The sequence below is a fragment of the Streptomyces sp. VTCC 41912 genome (genome assembly GCF_045799175.1).
Classification (GTDB): Bacteria; Actinomycetota; Actinomycetes; order Streptomycetales; family Streptomycetaceae; genus Streptomyces; species Streptomyces albulus_C.
In genome coordinates, this window is the sequence record NZ_JBJMAB010000022.1 from 105,368 (window position 1) to 122,633 (window position 17,266).

The 17,266-nt window shown below is 74.4% G+C and carries 18 protein-coding genes; 10 read left to right on the forward strand and 8 right to left on the reverse strand.

What is annotated here, in order from left to right:
• Positions 1-89 precede the first annotated feature (89 nt).
• The 3 genes from ACJ6WD_RS26775 to ACJ6WD_RS26785 all read right to left on the reverse strand — a co-directional run bounded on the left by ACJ6WD_RS26775 (position 90) and on the right by ACJ6WD_RS26785 (position 3,606).
• The gene (locus ACJ6WD_RS26775; protein WP_331249138.1) at positions 90-959 is read right to left on the reverse strand and encodes an acyl-CoA thioester hydrolase/BAAT C-terminal domain-containing protein; all 870 of its coding nucleotides are present in this window, start codon (positions 957-959) and stop codon (positions 90-92) included.
• A 157-nt stretch (positions 960-1,116) separates the two neighbouring features.
• The gene (locus tag ACJ6WD_RS26780) at positions 1,117-2,325 is read right to left on the reverse strand and encodes an APC family permease (RefSeq protein WP_407616692.1); all 1,209 of its coding nucleotides are present in this window, start codon (positions 2,323-2,325) and stop codon (positions 1,117-1,119) included.
• 288 nt (positions 2,326-2,613) lie between these two features.
• Positions 2,614-3,606: an Acg family FMN-binding oxidoreductase gene (locus tag ACJ6WD_RS26785; protein ID WP_233660163.1), complete on the reverse strand. Its 993-nt coding sequence runs from the start codon at positions 3,604-3,606 to the stop codon at positions 2,614-2,616.
• 249 nt (positions 3,607-3,855) lie between these two features.
• Between ACJ6WD_RS26785 and ACJ6WD_RS26790 the strand changes: the two genes are divergently transcribed.
• Genes ACJ6WD_RS26790 through ACJ6WD_RS26800 form a run of 3 tightly spaced genes read left to right on the forward strand, consistent with a single transcriptional unit; the run spans position 3,856 to position 6,203 of the window.
• Entirely contained in the window at positions 3,856-4,563 is a 708-nt protein-coding gene (locus ACJ6WD_RS26790; RefSeq protein ID WP_376436802.1) for a CBS domain-containing protein, read from the forward strand.
• Complete coding sequence (locus tag ACJ6WD_RS26795) at positions 4,560-5,423, forward strand: universal stress protein (RefSeq protein WP_407616679.1); 864 nt, start codon at positions 4,560-4,562, stop codon at positions 5,421-5,423. The genes ACJ6WD_RS26790 and ACJ6WD_RS26795 overlap by 4 nt, the downstream gene beginning before the upstream one ends.
• Positions 5,424-5,474: 51 nt before the next feature.
• The gene (locus ACJ6WD_RS26800) at positions 5,475-6,203 is read left to right on the forward strand and encodes a pyridoxamine 5'-phosphate oxidase family protein (protein ID WP_233660160.1); all 729 of its coding nucleotides are present in this window, start codon (positions 5,475-5,477) and stop codon (positions 6,201-6,203) included.
• Between the two features lie 44 nt (positions 6,204-6,247).
• On the opposite strand, the gene ACJ6WD_RS26805 is transcribed toward ACJ6WD_RS26800, so the two are convergent.
• Positions 6,248-6,709, reverse strand: coding sequence for a cyclic nucleotide-binding domain-containing protein (locus ACJ6WD_RS26805; protein WP_233660159.1), 462 nt, complete (start codon positions 6,707-6,709; stop codon positions 6,248-6,250).
• Positions 6,710-7,090: 381 nt separating this feature from the next.
• Here ACJ6WD_RS26805 and ACJ6WD_RS26810 point away from each other — a divergent pair, with 381 nt between their 5' ends.
• From ACJ6WD_RS26810 to ACJ6WD_RS26820, 3 genes are all read left to right on the forward strand, one after another.
• The gene (locus tag ACJ6WD_RS26810) at positions 7,091-7,231 is read left to right on the forward strand and encodes a hypothetical protein (protein WP_233660158.1); all 141 of its coding nucleotides are present in this window, start codon (positions 7,091-7,093) and stop codon (positions 7,229-7,231) included.
• A gap of 1 nt (position 7,232) precedes the next feature.
• A complete protein-coding gene (locus ACJ6WD_RS26815; protein WP_331249135.1) occupies positions 7,233-8,063 on the forward strand; it encodes a universal stress protein in 831 nt (276 codons plus the stop codon).
• 163 nt (positions 8,064-8,226) lie between these two features.
• A complete protein-coding gene (locus tag ACJ6WD_RS26820) occupies positions 8,227-9,939 on the forward strand; it encodes a GAF domain-containing protein (RefSeq protein WP_407616680.1) in 1,713 nt (570 codons plus the stop codon).
• 74 nt (positions 9,940-10,013) lie between these two features.
• On the opposite strand, the gene ACJ6WD_RS26825 is transcribed toward ACJ6WD_RS26820, so the two are convergent.
• Positions 10,014-10,700, reverse strand: a complete 687-nt coding sequence (locus tag ACJ6WD_RS26825; RefSeq protein ID WP_233660155.1) for a response regulator transcription factor — start codon at positions 10,698-10,700, stop codon at positions 10,014-10,016.
• A 186-nt stretch (positions 10,701-10,886) separates the two neighbouring features.
• On the opposite strand from ACJ6WD_RS26825, the gene ACJ6WD_RS26830 reads away from it, so the two are divergent.
• A complete protein-coding gene (locus tag ACJ6WD_RS26830; protein ID WP_407616681.1) occupies positions 10,887-11,462 on the forward strand; it encodes a hypothetical protein in 576 nt (191 codons plus the stop codon).
• A 21-nt stretch (positions 11,463-11,483) separates the two neighbouring features.
• Here ACJ6WD_RS26830 and ACJ6WD_RS26835 read toward each other — a convergent pair whose 3' ends face one another.
• From ACJ6WD_RS26835 to ACJ6WD_RS26845, 3 genes are all read right to left on the reverse strand, one after another.
• On the reverse strand, positions 11,484-12,131 hold the full coding sequence (locus ACJ6WD_RS26835; RefSeq protein ID WP_407616682.1) for a CBS domain-containing protein: 648 nt from the start codon (positions 12,129-12,131) through the stop codon (positions 11,484-11,486).
• Positions 12,132-12,256: 125 nt separating this feature from the next.
• A complete protein-coding gene (locus ACJ6WD_RS26840) occupies positions 12,257-12,931 on the reverse strand; it encodes a CBS domain-containing protein (RefSeq protein WP_233660152.1) in 675 nt (224 codons plus the stop codon).
• 224 nt (positions 12,932-13,155) lie between these two features.
• A complete protein-coding gene (locus tag ACJ6WD_RS26845) occupies positions 13,156-13,839 on the reverse strand; it encodes a CBS domain-containing protein (protein ID WP_407616683.1) in 684 nt (227 codons plus the stop codon).
• Between the two features lie 221 nt (positions 13,840-14,060).
• Between ACJ6WD_RS26845 and ppk2 the strand changes: the two genes are divergently transcribed.
• The 3 genes from ppk2 (at position 14,061) to ACJ6WD_RS26860 (ending at position 17,195) form a co-directional block, all read left to right on the forward strand.
• Positions 14,061-14,888 (forward strand): polyphosphate kinase 2, encoded by an 828-nt coding sequence (gene ppk2 / locus ACJ6WD_RS26850; RefSeq protein WP_407616684.1) that lies wholly within the window; start codon positions 14,061-14,063, stop codon positions 14,886-14,888.
• Positions 14,889-15,159: 271 nt separating this feature from the next.
• Entirely contained in the window at positions 15,160-15,822 is a 663-nt protein-coding gene (locus ACJ6WD_RS26855) for a response regulator transcription factor (RefSeq protein WP_331249129.1), read from the forward strand.
• Positions 15,819-17,195, forward strand: coding sequence for a sensor histidine kinase (locus ACJ6WD_RS26860; RefSeq protein WP_407616685.1), 1,377 nt, complete (start codon positions 15,819-15,821; stop codon positions 17,193-17,195). The genes ACJ6WD_RS26855 and ACJ6WD_RS26860 overlap by 4 nt, the downstream gene beginning before the upstream one ends.
• Positions 17,196-17,266: the final 71 nt, after the last annotated feature.

Here is a 17,266-nt window from a genome sequence, read left to right on the forward strand (position 1 = left end):
CGTCCGGTGCCGCGCGCACCACCTGACCGCTCGGGGTCCGGCCCTTGTTCGCCGCCACCAAGACGTCGTCTGACACCAAGCCGGCCTGATCAGCTCCCCAGGGCCACAGGTCCCGCGAGCACGCTCACGATGTCAGGCCATGCCTGTGCACCGAGGTCGGCGTCGGCCTCGGCGGTACCGCCGTAGCGGAACCGGTGGGACGAAGCGGCCGGCCCCTCCCCCGGCAACCGCGGGCGATGCCCGGCGTCGGCCGTGCTGATGACCTTGGCAGTGCGGCCCACCGAAGCACGGCGTGCCGCCAACTCCTGCGCGAACAGCAACGACGGCCACATTTCATCGTCACCGCCCGCCACGAGCAGAATCTCGGCAGCGGACTGCTCGATCGGGATCACGGCCTGCCTCGCCGCCTCGTCAAAGGTCTGCCTGCTGCGCTCGTAGAGCGTTCGGCAGGCAGTGGGCTCCCCTTCCGCTTCCGCGGGAACCCCACTGTCGTCGTAGGGGACGAACGGGACGGGCTCCTGCCTCCACGTCCACGACGAGCGGTAGGGGTAGGTCTTCCCGTCGGAACCGGGACCGACGTTCGCCCAGGCGACGGAGGTGGGCGACAACGCGACCACCGCATCGACACGTGGATCGCGGACGGCGAGGAGCAGGGCGGCTTCGGCGCCCTTGGACACCCCCAGCACACCGATCCGCTCCGCTCCCCCGGCCCGCAGCAGATCGATCGCGGTGCTGAAGGTCTCCAGCGGAATCTCGCAGATTCCCGCGGGTTGGCCTTCGCCGCCGAACCATCGGATCGACAGCGCAGTCATTCCGGTGCGCGCGAGCAGGCGGCAGCGGTCGGTTTCGATGCGGCCGCTCGAACCGGCCAGCACCAGCACACCCACCCTGCTGCCCCCGACGGGCTGCACCCTCACACCCTCGCAGTGCGCACGGATCGCATGCTCGACGATCTCCACTGGACCCCCTCATGGTGAACTCGTGTCGAAGATCCTCCCAGGCGTGACCAGCCCGGCCTCAGCGGACCGAGGAGTGGCTGACGCGGCATCACGTGGTGCCGCTTCCCCGGCGCTTCCCGGCCCGACCGGCCCGGCGTCCCTGGGCCGGTCCGGTGGGTCACCCGCGTGGGGGCCTGCGGCGCACCGCGTAGAGCGCGGCTCCGACGGCGAGGACGGCGGCTCCGACGGCGACGGAGGTCGGGGGGAGGGCGAAGGCCAGGGCGAGGCAGCCGGTCAGGCCGACGGCGGGGACGATCCTGGCGGGGCGGCCTTCGGCCGGGGTGAGGGTCCAGGCGGAGGCGTTGGCGAGGGCGTAGTAGACGAGGACGCCGAAGGAGGAGAAGCCGATCGCGGCGCGGAGGTCCGCGGTCGCGGCCACGGCGGCGACCACCAGGCCGACGGCGATCTCGGCGCGGTACGGCGACGTGAACTTCGGGTGCACCGCGGCGAGATGGTGGGGCAGGTGGCGGTCGCGGGCCATGGCGAGGGTGGTGCGGGAGACGCCGAGGATCAGGGCGAGCAACGAGCCCAGCGCGGCGACGGCCGCGCCGACCCGCACCACGGGCGTGAGTCCGTCGGCTCCCGCCGCGTGGACGGCTTCGGTCAACGGCGCGGCGGTCGTGGCCAGTCGGTCGGGGCCCAGCACGAGCAGCACGGCGACGGCGACCACGGCGTAGACGGCCAGCGTGATGCCCAGCGCGACCGGGATCGCCCGCGGAATCGTGTGCGCGGGGTCGCGGACCTCCTCGCCGAGCGTGGCGATGCGGGCATAGCCGGCGAAGGCGAAGAACAGCAGCCCCGCGGCCTGGAGCACGCCGACGACCGTGGCGTCCGAGCCGACGTCCAGCCGGGCGGTCTGGGTCGCACCGGAGGTGAGCACGGTGACCACCACGGCTGCCAGGACCGCCAGGACCACGGCGACGATCGCCCGGGTGAGCAGGGCGGACCTGTGCACGCCGACGTAGTTGACCGCGGTCAGCGCCACCACTGCGGCGGCCGCGACCGCGTGTGCCTGGTCGGGCCAGACGTAGGTGCCGACGGTCAGGGCCATGGCTGCGCAGGAGGCGGTCTTGCCGACCACGAACGCCCATCCGGCCAGGTATCCCCAGAACTCGCCGAGCCGCTCGCGGGCGTAGACGTAGGTGCCGCCGGAGGCCGGGTAGCGGGCGGCGAGCCCGGCGGAGGACGTCGCGTTGCAGTAGGCGACGACGGCTGCGCAGGCGAGGCCGATGAGCAGGCCGGAGCCGGCTGCCCGGGCGGCCGGGGCGAGGGAGGCGAAGATCCCGGCGCCGATCATCGCCCCGAGGCCGATCGTCACGGCGTCCATGACCCCCAGGCGCCGCTGGAGTTCGCCGGGCGTCCCGGGTACGGGCGAGGGTGTCCTGCTCAACGTCGGCTCTCCTTGTCTGCCTCGGCCCGTGGCGGCCGGGTCCGCGAGCGGGCGCCCTGCGGTCCGCGCAGACGATAAGGGATCGACGTGAACGCGTCGGGGCCGGGCCGGGAGCGCGGGCGGGGCGACGCGGCGGCCACCGGCCGGGCGGCGCCGGCCGGTTGGAGGAGGGGCGCGCACAGCCGGGTCGGTGAAGGCAGCGGTGGTGCGCGGTCGCGGCGGGGCTCAAGGCGTGATCGTCAGGACCTCGTCCACCGGACGGCGCGGGGTGCGCGGCCCGTCGGGGCCGTAGCCGAGGCGGAGGATCATCTGGACGCAGCCGGTGCCGGAGCGCGGGTCACGTAGCAGCCAGCGCAGGTCGGGCCATTCGAGGGCCTGGGTGGCGAAGGAACTCACGAGCCCCTGGCGGGTGGCGAGGAGGAGGACGCGTTGTAGTGCCTGGCCCGCGCGGAGCCAGTCCGCGGGACCGTCGTGGGTGGTGCTGAGGGAGGCCAGTTGCGGCCGCTTCTCGAACTCGGCGTAGGCGCGTCCGGGGACGGTGCGCCGGCCGGCGAAGTCCCGCATGGGGGCTGCGCCGCCGCGTTTCGCCGGGCCGAACGCGTCCTCCGGGATGCCGTCCGCGGTGTCGGTGTCGGAGGCGTCGCGGGTCCACCTGCGTTGTTCGACTTCCCGGCCGTCGTCCATGCGGTCGTAGCCCTCGGCGTGCAGGACGAGGTCGAGTACCGCCTCGCGGTGCGGTGTGGTCAAGAAGGCCAGCTGCGCGCCCTCGCGGGCCGCGGCCTCGACGAGGGCGGCGCGCAGGACGTCCGGGATGCGCCGCTCGGTGAACGGGAAGCGGCTGGTGTGCCGGACGGCGATGGCGGGCTGGAGGGCGGAGAGGCCCGCGTCCAGCGGCTCGTGCGGCACGTCGAGCCGCACGGAGGCCAGGATCGTGGGGCTGTGGGGTGCCGGCAGGAGCGTGGTGACGGTCCGGTGGCCGGCGTGTGCGGCGGCGGCCCGGAGGGTCAGCAGGGCCGCCCCGCAGCCGAGGTGGAGTCCCCGCGTGGTGGGGTCGGCCAGCGGCATGGCGCGATCCAGGTCGGCGGAGAGCAGCAGGGTGCGTGAGGCCCGCGCGTAGTCGAAGTGCCACGGCTGGGCGTTGTGCATCGACGGAGCGGTGGTGGCTTCCGCCACGAGTGCCTTGACGGCCGTGTCCTTGAGGGTGGGGTGGGTGAGCACCGGGGGCCTCCCGGGCGGGATCGGACCGGGCGCCCGGGCACGGCGCGCGGTGAATCGGCAGGTGCCTCCAGCGTCGCGGGGGTCCCGCGGAATCGTCAGGGGCCATAGGGCCCCTGGCCCGGGCCGGTCGGACCGCAGGGGACGGCCGGCCCGGGCGGGGGCCGAGTGGCTCATATCGGCGCGCCGAGCGGACCGGTCAGGCTGGGGGTGTGGCCGGGCCGCTGGCCGCCCTGGCGGAAGGAGCGGGAGATGCAGCACCGCACGATAGGTGAGCTGATGACCCGGAAGGTCGTGAGCGTGCAGCTCGACACCCCCTTCAAGGAGATAGCGCAGACGCTCGCCGACAACGCGGTGAGCGCCGTGCCGGTGCTCGACAGCCTTGGCAGGCCGGCCGGCGTCGTGTCCGAGGCCGATCTGCTGCGGAAGGCGGCCGACCGGTCCGATCTGTCCGGACGGACGCCGCTGCCCCATCTGGAGGCGTGGCAGAAGGCCAGGGCGGAGGGGCGCACCGCCGGAGAGCTGATGTCCGCTCCGGCGGTGTGCGCCCATCCGGACTGGACGGTGGTGGAGGCGGCCCGCCTGATGGAGGTGCAGGAGCTCAAGCGCCTCCCCGTGGTCGACGAGGCGGACGTGCTGTTGGGCATCGTCAGCCGGAGCGACCTGCTGCGCGTCTTCCTGCGCAAGGACGAGGCGATCCGGGAGGAGATCGCCCGGGAAGTGATCGGACGTACGGCGCGCCTGGGTGCGGCGGGGGTGACCGCCGAGGTCAACCGCGGTCAGGTCGCCCTGCACGGCACGGTGACCGACCTGCTGCTGGTGCCCGTGCTGGTGCGGATGTGCGCGAGCGTCGACGGCGTGGTGTCGGTGTCCGAGGACCTGAGGCGGGCGCCGGCCGGCGGCGACCGGGCGGCCGGGGCCGCGGAGGAGCGCGCGGGGGAAAGCCGGTCGCCGGCATGAAGGACGTCATCGCCGTCGGTGTGGACGGGACTCCGCAGGCGCTGGCGGCGGCCCGGTGGGCGGCGCTGGAGGCGCGGCTGCGGCAAGCCCGGTTGCGGCTGCTGACCGCGTGGCAGCCCCTGACGGGGAAGCCGCGGGGCGCGCCGTGGGCGCCGGAGGTGCCGCACTGGCCGGACCGGATCGTCGAGGAGGCCAGGGCGGCGGTCGAGTCGACGCAGCCGGGCCTGCCCGTGGACGTGTCCCTGGTGCGCGAACCACCGCTGGAGGCCCTGGTCGAGGCCGCCGAGCAGGCGGATCTGCTGGCGTTGGGCTCTCGGGGGCTGGGGCCGGTGGCGCGCTTCGCACTGGGCGGAACCGGTCTGGACCTGGTGTCGCGGGTCGCGGTCCCGGTGGTCCTGGTGCGGTCCCGGCAGGACAGTCCCCAGATGGAGGACGCCAACGGCATCGCGGTCGGCGTCAGCCTGCGCGCACCGTGCGAAGGGCTGTTGGCCTTCGCCTTCGAGAGCGCCGCACGGCGCGCCGTGCCGCTGCGCGCCGTGCACGGCCGGAACCCGCCGCCGTTCGCCTACGACCTGGGCGGTGCCGTGGGGCGGGGCGCCGTGGAACGGGCGGAGCTGCTCGCCCGCGAGGAACTGTCCGAGGCGCTGCGTCCGTGGCGGCAGAAGTTCCGGGACGTGCGGGTCGAGGAGCAGGTGGTCATGGAGAGTCCCGCGCCGGCCCTGCTGCACGGAGCGGCCGGAGCGCAGCTGCTCGTCGTGGGCCGTCGGCACCTCGGCCACGTCGTCCCGCGCATCGGCCACGTCGTCCACGCGGCCGTCCACCATGCGCCCTGTCCCGTGGCGATCGTGCGGCACGCGTAGCCGCCCCACACCCACGGGGTTTCAGCCACGGGCAGAGAGGAGGCGTGCACGATGACGACCGATCGAGCTAGTGGGTCCGGCGCCGAACCGGTGCGGCCCCGCAGTGACCTGGGGCGCCGCACCGCGGCGCGCCGGCAGCAACTGGGGCTGACCCGTGAGGAGGTAGCCGCCCGGGCCGCCGCGTCCCCCGGCTACCTCGCGTACGTCGAGGAGCACGCGGCCGAGCCGAGCATCGGGTTCCTGCTGCGCCTCGCCGGGGCGCTCGACACCACGGTCGCCGAGCTGACGGGCGGCACGGCCGACCTCCCGACCGGTTTCGGCCAGGCCGCGGCGCATCCCGAGGTGTTGGCCCTCGGCCCAGCGGAATGCCGGGAACTGCTCTCCACGCACGGCATCGGCCGGGTGGCCGTGACGGTCAACGACACCCCCGCCGTCTTCCCCGTCAACTACACCGTGGTCGACGACGTGATCGCGTACCGCACGCAGGCGGGCTCCGGTCCGGCGGCGGCGGCCGGTCACGAGGCGGCGCTGGAGGTGGACCACATCGACGACGCGTTCAGTCAGGGGTGGAGCGTGCTGGCCGTGGGGCCCGCCGAGGTCGTCACCGGCTTCTACGAGTCCCGCAGGTTCGAGGAGCGGGCGTACTCGGCGCCGTGGGTGGGCAGCGGACGGTACCAGTGGATCGCTCTCCGGCCCCATCACCTCAGCGGGCGACGCATCAGGGTTCCCGGGGCGCCGACGCCGCCGACCGGTGGCGCACCCCGGGCGGCGGACGCGTGAGCCGGTCCGCGGTGCGGGGCGCCGTTCAGGGCGTGGTCGGCCGTTCAGGGCGCGGTCGGTTGGCGCCTGGCTCCGGCGCCGTCGAGGTCTACCAGCCGGTGCCGGGTGGCCGACAACCGGCGGGCGACGACGTCGAGCACCCGGCGGGTCACCGCCAGCCCCAGGACCGGGTCCGCTCCGCACAGCGCGCGCACCGACGTCGCGTCGAACTCGTGGGCCCGGACGAGGGTGAACGCCTCCGCGCCCATCCGCCAGCGGTACGGCGGGACGAGCCAGGACCAGCCCAGCAGGTCCTCCGGGCCGAGCACGTCGACGACTGCCGGCCGCCGGCCCGCCAACCGCACGTCGAGGTTGACCGACCCGGTACGGATGATCCAGAACTGGTCGGCGGTCCCGCCCTCCTCGAAGAGGCGGGTGCCTTCCGGGACGGTCACCTCGTGGGCGAAGGCCAGCAGGCGTTCCCGCCCGTTGGGCGGAAGTCCCTGGAGCAGCGGCGTGGTACCCATGGCGGTCCTCCTCGTCACCCACCGCGTCCGCCGGGCGGCGCCACCGGAACACCGCGGTCCACCGCCGGCCCCGGCCGCCGGCGGACGGGGCAGGAACGTGCCGGCCCGCGCGGGCGGGCCGGCGTCCACGACCGGGAGGACCGTCCACCCCTCGCGAACCCTGATCGCGCGGTGCGCGACCCCGCTCCGCTCCTCCGCTTCCGGACCGTCCTCCCCGTCCGTTCCAGGGAAAGCCCCCGGCGGCTTCGCAGGACAGTTCCGGTCGGTCCTCGGCCCTTGGGCCGAACGACCCTTTGACCGGGCGACTCGTCCCCTTCCCCTTGACGCGTCCGGTGGCGCAGGTTCGGGACTGGACACCCGTGCACGAGCGAGGTGAGGTCGGTGCAGGCACACCTGGGCAAGCGGCTCGCGGGCTGCTCGCCGGCCGCGGTGACCACCGGGCGGGCCGATGCCCGTGGTCGGCGCGCCCGCCGCCCCGTGGTCGGCGGCCCGGCGCGGACCTCCGCTCGGGAGGGGGCGTGACATGGGCGGCTCGGTCCTCGTCGGGCTCGACGGCACCGGCAACGGTGAGCCCGCGGTGCGCTGGGGGGCCGAGGAGGCGGCCGTCCGCCACCTGCCGCTCCGCCTCCTGCACTCCTGGGTCTCCCAGCCGTGGTCGGTCTCCCTCGTGCCCGAGGACGCCGACCGGCGTCGGTACGGAACCGAGGTGCTCCGGCGGGCCGAGGCCGTGGCCCGGGACCTGCATCCGGGGATCGCGGTGGAGGTGGAGCACGTCGCGGAGGAAGCCGCGGACGCGCTGGCGGACCGCAGCGGGGAGTCCACGCTGCTGGTGCTCGGATCGCGCGGGCACGACGACATCGCCGGTTTCTTGATGGGGTCGGTCAGCCTGCGCGTTCTGGGGCGGGCGGAGTGTCCGGTGGTCATCGTCCGCGAGGAGGAGTCGGCCGTCGGGCCCGGCCCGGAAGTCGTCGTGGGCGTGCAGGAGACGGGCACGGAAGGTGACGCGGTGCTCGCCTACGCGTTCACGACCGCCGCCGTGCACCGCGCCGACCTGCACGCCGTCCGCGCCCGGGCCCCCGCGGCCGCGGGCGACGCCGAGGCCGCGTCCACGGCGGCCGAGCGGGAGGTGCTCGCCGCGAGCCTCGCCCCGTGGTGCGGGAAGCACCCGGACGTCCGGGTGATCGAGGAGGTGGTCGGCGACCGGGCCGTGCCGGCGCTCCTGGGCGCCTCGTCGCGCGCCGGGCTGCTGGTCGTCGGGCGCCGGACGCACCGCACGCCGATGCCCCTGGGGCCGGTCGTGCTGGCCCTCCTGCACCACTCCCGTTGCCCGGTCGCGGTCGTTCCGAGGGGGTGACCCGCGCGCGGCGGCCCGTCCTTTCTCGACGGTCTCGACGGTCTCGACGGTGGGGGCGAGGACGGGCGGCGGGGCCCATCGCACGGGAGGTGTCCGTGGGCCCCCGGCACTACCGTGGGTGGTGTGGCCGGGCCACGGACACCGGCCGCTGTGGAGGGCTGCCGTGGGCGAGGGCTACAGCCGGACGGACGGGGGGCGTCCGCATCTGCACGCGTTGCCGGACGACCTGTTGGAGCAGCTGCGCGCGGTGGAGCGGGCGAGCGGACCGTCGCAGCATCTGCTCCTCGAAGCCGTGCTGTCGGTGGGTACCGGGCTGGAGTTGCCCCAGGTGCTGCGCCGCATCGTCGAGGCCGCCGTCGTCGTCGCGGACGCGCGGTACGGCGCCCTCGGTGTCATCGGCCCGGACGGCGGCCTCAGTCAGTTCCTGCCCGTCGGGCTGACGGACGAGCAGTTCAAGGCCATCGGCCCCCTGCCGGCCGGCCACGGGATCCTCGGCGAGCTGATCCGCCACCCGGCACCGCTGCGGCTGGACGAGTTGGGCGCGCACCCCGCGTCCTACGGCTTCCCGCCGCACCATCCGGCGATGCACGCGTTCCTGGGGGTGCCGATCCGGGTCGGGGACGACGTCTTCGGCAATCTGTACCTGACCGAGAAGCGCGGTGGCGGTCCGTTCACCGAGGGCGACGAGACGCTGCTGTCGACGCTGGCGGTGGCCGCCGGTGTGGCCGTCGAACATGCCCGGCTGTTCGAGCAGGCGCGTTACCGCCAGGAGTGGTTGGCGGCGAACCACGAGATCGTGGCCGGGTTGCTGCCGGGGGCGGACGGCAACGACGTGCTGTCGACGATCGTCGACCACGCGGTGCGCATCCTCGCCGCCGACCTCGGGGTGCTGGCACTGCCCGTGGCGGGCGACTGCCTGCGCATGGAGCTGGCGTCCGGCGTGGACGCCGAGGCCCACCGCGGGCTGGTGCTGCCTCGCCAGGGGTCGTTCGGGGGCGCGGCGCTGTCCGCCGGACGCCCGCTGATCAGCGCGGACGTGGAGCACGACCCCCGCATCACGGCGGGGCCGCCCCGCTGGTGGGGGTTGGGGCCGGCCGTGGCGGTTCCCATGGCGGCCGGTGAGAAGGTCCTCGGCGTCCTCATCCTGGCCCGGCTGCGCGGGCGCGCCCCCTTCACGGAGTCCGAGACCGCCCCGCTGCTGACCTTCGCCGGTCAGGCCGCACTCGCCATGGAACTGTCCGAACAGCGGGCCACCGCCGACCAGTTGACCCTGCTCAGGGACCGCGACCGGATCGCCCGTGACCTGCACGACCTGGCCATCCAACGGCTCTTCGCCATCGGGATGACGTTGCAGAGCACGGTGCGGTTCGTCGATCACCCGGAGGCGCACGAGCGCCTGCTGCGCGCGGTGGACGACCTCGACGAGACCATCAAGATCATCCGATCCACCATCTTCGGACTGCGCTCGCACGACGTGGCCCGCGGGCGGCAGGGACTCCGGGCCCGGACGGTCACCACGCTGGAGGAGGCGTCGCGCGCGCTGGGGTTCATGCCGTCCCTGCACATGGCCGGGCTGCTGGACACGGACGTGCCGGCCGGGCTCGCCGAGCACGCGCTTGCGGTGCTGGGGGAAGCCCTGACCAACGTCGCCCGACACGCCCGTGCCCGCTCGGCCGACGTGACCCTGATCGCCCGTGCCGGCCGGCTCACCCTGACCGTGGCGGACGACGGGGTCGGCGTCTCCGAGAACGGCGGCCGGCGCAGTGGTCTGCTGAACCTCGCGAAGCGGGCCGAGAACGCCGGCGGCGGGATGACCGTGGAGGCGCCGGCGACCGGCGGCACCCGCCTGGTGTGGTCGGTGCCGCTACCCGCGTGACTTCGGCAGAGGAGCCGTTCGCCGCCGGGCGGGCAACGGTTCTCGGGGCTCCGTCACCGGCCGTGCCCCGGTCCTCACGTGCCGGTCCCCGCGCCGTGCTGGGTGGCCAGGACGGCTGCCTGGATGCGGCGCTCGACGCCGAGCTTGGCCAGCAGGCGGGAGATGTGGTTCTTGACGGTCTTCTCCGACAGGTAGAGCCGCGCACCGATTTGACGGTTCGTCAGTCCTTCGCCGATCAGGCCGAGGATCTCCCGCTCCCGTGCCGACAGCCCGGACAGGGCGTCGTCCTCCGGCCGGGCGTCGTCCTCGTCGCCCCGCAGGCGGCGCATCAACCGGGAGGTGGTCGCCGGGTCGAGCATCGAGCGCCCCGTCGCGACGGTGCGCACCGCGGCGACCAGGTCCGCCCCCTTGATCTCCTTGAGGACGTATCCGGCGGCACCGGACATGATCGCGTCGAGCAACGCGTCGTCGTCGTCGAACGAGGTGAGGATCAGGCAGGCCACCCCCGGCATCCGCGAGCGCAGCTCACGGCAGACGGAGATCCCGTCGCCGTCCGGCAGGCGGACGTCGAGCACCGCCACGTCGGGCCGCAACGCCGGCCCCCGGGCCAACGCGCGGTCCGCGGTCCCGGCGTCGCCCACCACCTCGATGTCGGGTTCCGCGTCGAGCAGGTCCTGCACGCCGCGCCGCACCACCTCGTGGTCGTCGACCAGGAACACCCGGATCGGCCGCTGCGGTGAGAAGGCGCCCGTCTCGCCCATGAGGCCCTCCGTCCGTGAAACCGGCTCCCTGCTCCATGCTGGCTTCCCCCGGGGCGGTGCGCCAGGGCCGAACGGGCCCGGCGCGGCACCGCCGAGGCGGGCCGGCCCCCGGTCCGGGACCGTTCGGCCCTCTTCCGGCGCGGCCCCGGATGGCAGGCTCGGAACAGCAGCCGAAGGGGGTGCGGGATGCCTCTGCACAAGCCTCACCCGCCGTGGCGGCACGGCCCCATGCGGCGGGGCACGGACGTGGTGCAGTCATGGTTGACGCTGGTCACCGGCCTGCTGCTGGTCGTGGGGGCACCGACCGTGGGGGTGGCGGCCGGCCAAGCGGTGGTCGAGGCGGCACAGCAGCAGCGCGCCGAGTGGCACCGCGTCACCGCCGTGGTGACCCGGCAGCCGCCCGGTGCGGTCGGCTTCGATGCTGGGAGCGCCGGCGGTGGCCGGGTGCACGCGACGGTGCGGTGGGTGGCCCCGGACGACCGGGTGCGCACGGGTGAGGCGGCCGTGCCGTCCGGCGTGCGGGTGGGCGACCGGACCCCGGTGTGGCTGGACCGCAACGGCGCTCCGGTGCGGGATCCGAACTCTGCGGCGGACACCCTCGCCATGGGCGTCGCGACCGGCACCGTGGCCGCGTGCGGCGCCGGCCTGGTGGTCTTCGGAGCGGACCGGGCAGCGGTCCGCCTCTTGGACCGCAGGCGGTTCGCCCAGTGGGATCGGGAGTGGGCGGAACTCGACGCACCGGGCCGGCACCACCGTCAGTGACCGTGCGCGGGCTGCCGGCGGTCAGCGCCGCGGGCCGCCGGGGTCCGCCGGCCCCTCGGGTCCCGCGTACCCGCCCTCGTACCGGTGGGTGAGCCGGCTGACGACGGCCGTGACGCCGTCGATCTGCCGGGTCATCCACACCACGGCGGCCACCTGCCCGCTGCTGTCCAGCCGACCGGCCAGCGTCACCACGCCGTCGCGGACGGAGACCTCGACGCTCTCCGGGGTCAGCCACATCAGCCGCACGACGATCTCGTCGATCACCTCGTCGCGGATCTCCCCGTCGGCGCGGGCGAAGAGCCGGAGGACGTCGCGTCGGGTGAGCATGCCGACGAGGCGGGCCTCCTCGTCCACGACGGGGAGCCGCTCGATGCCGTAGGAGGACATCAGGCGGGCGGCTCGGACGACGGAGTCGTCGGCGCGGACGGTGCGTGCCGGGGCGGACATCAGGGCCTGCGCGGAGCGGCCCGGGGCACTGTCGCCGGTGGGGCGCGCCCGTGCCAGGTCCGTCGCCGAGACGACTCCGAGCACCTTGTCGTCGGCATCGACCACCGGCACGCCGTTGATGCCGAACTCCGCCATCCACCGCGCGAGTTCCGCGGTCGGCGTCCCCCGGTGCGCGCGGACGACGTCGCCGGTCATGACCGCCCCGACCCGTCGCCGCTTCATCTCCGTTCCCTCCTCCGCCCGGTGCGTCGTCCCCTGCCGGCTCCATCGGAGCCGGCGCGGATGCGGATGGGTGGCCCGGTGGGGTCGGAGGCTGATCCCGCGGGCCGCGCGGCCGGGGCCGTTCCTCAGCCGGCCACCATCCGGCGCTCCGCCGCCGAAGCCGCGTGGACGTCGAAGGTCACGTCCACGACACCCTCGACCGCCCGCACCAGTCGGGCCGCGACGGGCAGCAGCGCGCTGTCGAGGATCGGTCCGTGCAGCGTCACCACGCCGTCCTTGACGCTCACTTCGACCTTCTTGCGCGTCCCGGTGAACAGCCGGTCGACGATGTCCGCCCGGACTTCCGCCGCCAGGTCCGCGTCGGAGCGCAGGAAGACCTTCAGCAGGTCGGCCCGGCTCACGATGCCCTGCAACAGGCCCTGGCGGTCGACCACCGGGAGTCGCTTGACGGCCCGGCGCGCCATCGTCCGGGCGGCTTGGGCGAGGGTGTCGTCGGCGTGCGCGGTCAGCGCCGGAGTGCTCATCAGCTCACCCGCCGTGAGACCACCGGCCTTGCGCAGGTCGTCCAGCCGTTGCCGCTGCTCCATCCGGTCGGGGTCCGCGTTCCGGAACTCCTCCTTGGGCAGCAGGTCGGCCTCCGAGACCACGCCGATCACCCGCCCCTCGCCCGCGAGCACCGGCAGGGCGCTCACCTTCCACTGCTCCATGGTCTCGACGATCTCCTTGAAGCGGGCCTCCTGACCGACGGCGACCACCGTCCGGGTCATCACGTCGCTGACGGTGTGCGGAGTGTGCGCCATGACGCCGTCTCCTCCCTCTGGCTGCCGCGCCCCGGGGTTGCGACGCTTTCAGCCTGCGTCGACCCGCCGGCCGCGGGCAGGGGCCGTCCGGCCCTACCGGCCGCCCGACCGGCCGGGGAGCGCCCGTCCGGGACGGCCGAGGGCCGCGCGCCGGCGGGAGGGGTCCGGCGCAAGAACGCGGGCGGGCCGGCCCTCCGGTGCGGGCCTCCCCGCCCCGTCCGCGCTCACCGACCCGATCCCTCCGCCGCCGGGCCCACACGGACCGGCGCGGCACCCGTCACGTCGAACGCCACGTCCACCACGCCTTCCACGGTGCGCACCAGACGCGCCACCACGGGAACCAACGACCGGTCCCGCAGCTGCCCGCTCAGCGTGACCACCCCGTCGGCGACCTCGACGTGCAGGTCCCTCGTCGGTGCCGCGAAGAACTTCGCGAGCGCTCGCCGGACCTCCCACGCGAGGTCGTCGTCGGAGCGCAGGAAGACCTTCAGCAGATCGGCCCGGCTGACGATGCCCAGCAGCAGCCCGTTCCCGTCCACGACCGGCAGGCGTTTGACGGAGGCCCTCGCCATCGTCCGCGCCGCCTGGGCCAGGGTCGCGTCCGCATGCACGGTCACGGCGGGGCTGGTCATCAGCTCCCCGGCCGTCACGGCCTCCGCGCGACGGGCGTCGTCGGACGCCCGCAGACGCTCCAGCCGGTCCGCGTCGGCCTCCCGGAAGCCTTCCTTGGGCAGCAGGTCGGCCTCGGACACCACGCCGACCACCCGCCGCTCGGTCGAGACGACCGGCAACGCGCTCACCTGCCAGCGCCACAGTGTCTCGACGATCTGCTTGAAGCCGGCTCCCCGGTCGACGGCTGCCACGGGCTGCGTCATGACGTCGCTGACCCGGTGCGGAGTGTTCGACATGGTGACGCCTCCTTGGGAGCGGTTCCGCACCGCACGGTCCTCGTGCAGCCGTGCGGCACGCGCCCGATCCGGGCACCACTCCTCACCCTGCGGCGCGCCCGGTCGGCCGGACAGGGCCGTCCGGCCCTTTCCCCGCGTCGGGCGGGGGCCGCCTTCCGGGCACTGCCCCGTTCGGCTCCCTCGCCCGCCCGTCGCGGCCCGAGTCTTCGTACCGTCGTGGCATGGCGGACGACCAGGACGGCAGCGAGCACGGGCCGAGGAAGCTGTCGAAGGGCCGGTACGAACGGGAGCTGTTCCGACTGCAGACGGAACTGGTCAAGCTCCAGGAATGGGTCCGCAGCGAAGGCGCCCGGCTGGTGGTGGTCTTCGAAGGGCGCGACGCGGCCGGCAAGGGCAGCACCATCAAGCGCGTCACGGCCTACCTCAACCCCCGGGTGGCGCGCATCGTCGCGCTCCCCCGGCCCACCGAACGCGAACGCACGCAGTGGTACTTCCAGCGCTACGTGGAGCAGCTGCCCGCGGCGGGCGAGATCGTGCTGTTCGACCGCAGTTGGTACAACCGCGCCGGCGTCGAACGCGTCATGGGATTCTGCACGCCCACCGAGTACCAGCGCTTCCTCCACCAGTGCCCGGTCTTCGAGCGCATGCTGGTCGAAGACGGGATCCTGCTCCGCAAGTACTGGTTCTCCGTCAGCGACGACGTCCAGGAACAGCGCTTCCGGCAGCGGCTGGACGACCCGACCCGCCGTTGGAAGCTCTCCCCCGTCGACCTCGAATCGCTGACCCGCTGGGAGGACTACTCGCGGGCCAAGGACGACATGTTCGTCCACACCGACATCCCCGAGGCGCCGTGGTACGTCGTCGAGAGCGACGACAAGCGCCGGGCCCGGCTCAACATGATCGCCCACCTGCTGTCCACCGTGCCGTACCACGACGTCACCCCGCCGCTGCTGGACCTCCCGCCCCGCCCGCCGAGCAGCGGCTACCGGCGCCCGCCGCGCGATCTCCAGACCTACGTCCCCGACCACGCGGCCGAACTGGAGAAGTGACACCGGCCCCGGGGGCGCGGTGCGGCACGGGCGTCAGGTGACGACGGCGACGTGCGGATCGGAGGATCGGGCGCGGCCGACGGCAGGCGGTCGAGGGCCGGTGTGTCGCCGTCGCGCTCCACGCCGAGTGCGCTGCGCGGGAGGGTGGTTGGATCCGCCCCGCGGCGTCGGTTACAGTCCCATCGAGCGTCTACAAGCTTGTAGTCGAATGAGGGGTCGCAGTGGAGTTGCCCACCGGAGAGGGTCGCTGCCGAGGCCCGGACGGAGGTCCATGCACCACAAGATCCTGGTCGTGGAGGACGATCACGCCCTGCGCGACGTGCTCCGCCGCGGCCTCGACGACGAGGGCTTCGCGCCCGTGCTCGCCGCCGACGGGGCCATGGCCCTACGACTGACCGCCCACGACATCGACGCCGTCGTCCTGGACGTCGGGCTGCCCGACGCGGATGGCCGGGACGTGTGCCAGGCGATGCGCGCCAACGGTTTCGTCGCCCCGATCGTCTTCCTGACGGCCCGCCACCACCTCACCGACCGGCTGTCCGGGTTCTCCGCCGGAGGCGACGACTACCTGCCCAAGCCGTTCCACCTCGCCGAACTCGTCGCCCGGCTGCGGGCCGTGCTCAAACGCGCCGCGCCATCGGCCGTGGCCAGGGCAGGGGACCTGGTGCTCGACGCGACCCGGCACACGGCCCAGGTCGGTGCCGCCGACGTCGAGCTGTCCCCCACGGAGTTCCGGTTGCTGGCCACCCTCGTGGCTGCCAGCGGCAACCTCGTGCGCCGCCGCGACCTGATCAGGGCCGCCTGGCCCGACGGAGCCCAGGTCAGTGACAACACGCTGGACCAGTACGTGAGCCGCCTGCGCCGCAAACTGCGGGCGGCCCGCAGCGACCTGACCCTGCACACGGTGCGCGGCATCGGCAACCGGCTGTCATGACCCCACTCCTGCGTCGCCTGGCTCCCCGCACCCTGCGCGGCCGGCTCTCGCTCGTGGCGCTGACCACCGCCGCGCTCCTGATGGCCATGCTGACGGTGGTGTTCAACACCGCGGTGAGCCGGCACCTGCGGCACCAGGCGGACAACGAACTGGGCAGCCGCGGGGCCGCCGTCGCCACGACCGTCGACACCAGCGGCCGCGGGGTGCGGATCGTGGAGACCGCCAACGACCGCCTCCTGGACGCGAACGTGTGGATCTACACCGGTGCGCGCCTGCTGGAGAAGCCGCCGACAGCCACCGCCGACGGCACCCTGACCAGGGCCGCCGCGCAGCTCGCCGCGCGAGGAGGCGAACGGTGCACGACGATCGAGGCCGAAGACCCCCGCCTCGTCCGCCTGTGTTCCCGCCCCGTGCCCGGTCCGCGCAGCGCCGCCACGGTCGTGACCGCCCTGGACCTCGCCCCGTACCGCAACTCGGCCGACACCCTGCTGCTGGGCTCCCTGGTCCTGGACGCCGTCATGCTCGCGTGCACCTATGCGCTGACCCGCCTGGCGGTGGGGCGGGCACTGCGCCCGGTGCGCCTCATGACCGACCAGGCCGCCCAGTGGAGCGCCGTCGGCTCCGACGAACGCTTCGGCACCGAGGGCCACCCGACCGAACTCGCCCTGCTGGGAACGTCGTTGGACGCCCTGCTGGACCGCATAGGAGCCGTCCTGCGCCACGAGCAGCAGCTGACCGGTGAGCTGTCCCACGAACTGCGCACCCCGCTCGCCCGGATCATCGCCGAACTCGACTGGTGGCGGACCCGCCCCCGCTCCGCCGCCGAGACCCGTGCCACCCACGCGGTCATCGCCGACGCCGCCCAGTCCATGCGCACCATCTGCGACACGCTGCTCGACGACGCCCGCGCGGGCGCACCGGGCGCCGCGACCGCCCCGGGCATCACAGCCGTCGCACCCGTGCTGCACCGGCTGGTCGGCGACGTCGACGGGCAGGGACGGGTGACGGCCGTCGTCGAGGCCGCGGATCCGGCACTGGCGGCCGGCGTGGCACCCGCTCTCCTGGCACGCATCATCAGCCCGCTGCTGGCCAACGCGGTCCGCTACGCCCGCTCCACGGTGACCGTGTCCGTGCGGCCGTGGTCCGGCGGCGTGCGCATCGGCGTCACGGACGACGGTCCGGGCGTCCCCGCGGACTTCGTCGACGCCCTCTTCCAGCCCGGCCGCCGGGCCGATGGCGACGACGGACACGACGGCGCGGGCCTCGGCCTGCCGCTCGCCCGGCGACTGGCCCGCGCCGTCGGCGGCGAGGTGTCCCACGACCCCACCCACACGACCGGGGCGCGCTTCCTGGCCGACCTGCCGGCCGGGTGACCCGCCGCCGACTCCGTACCGTGCGCCGGTGACGGCGGGGTCGACTCGCCTCCGAAGCGGTGGGGCGGTGG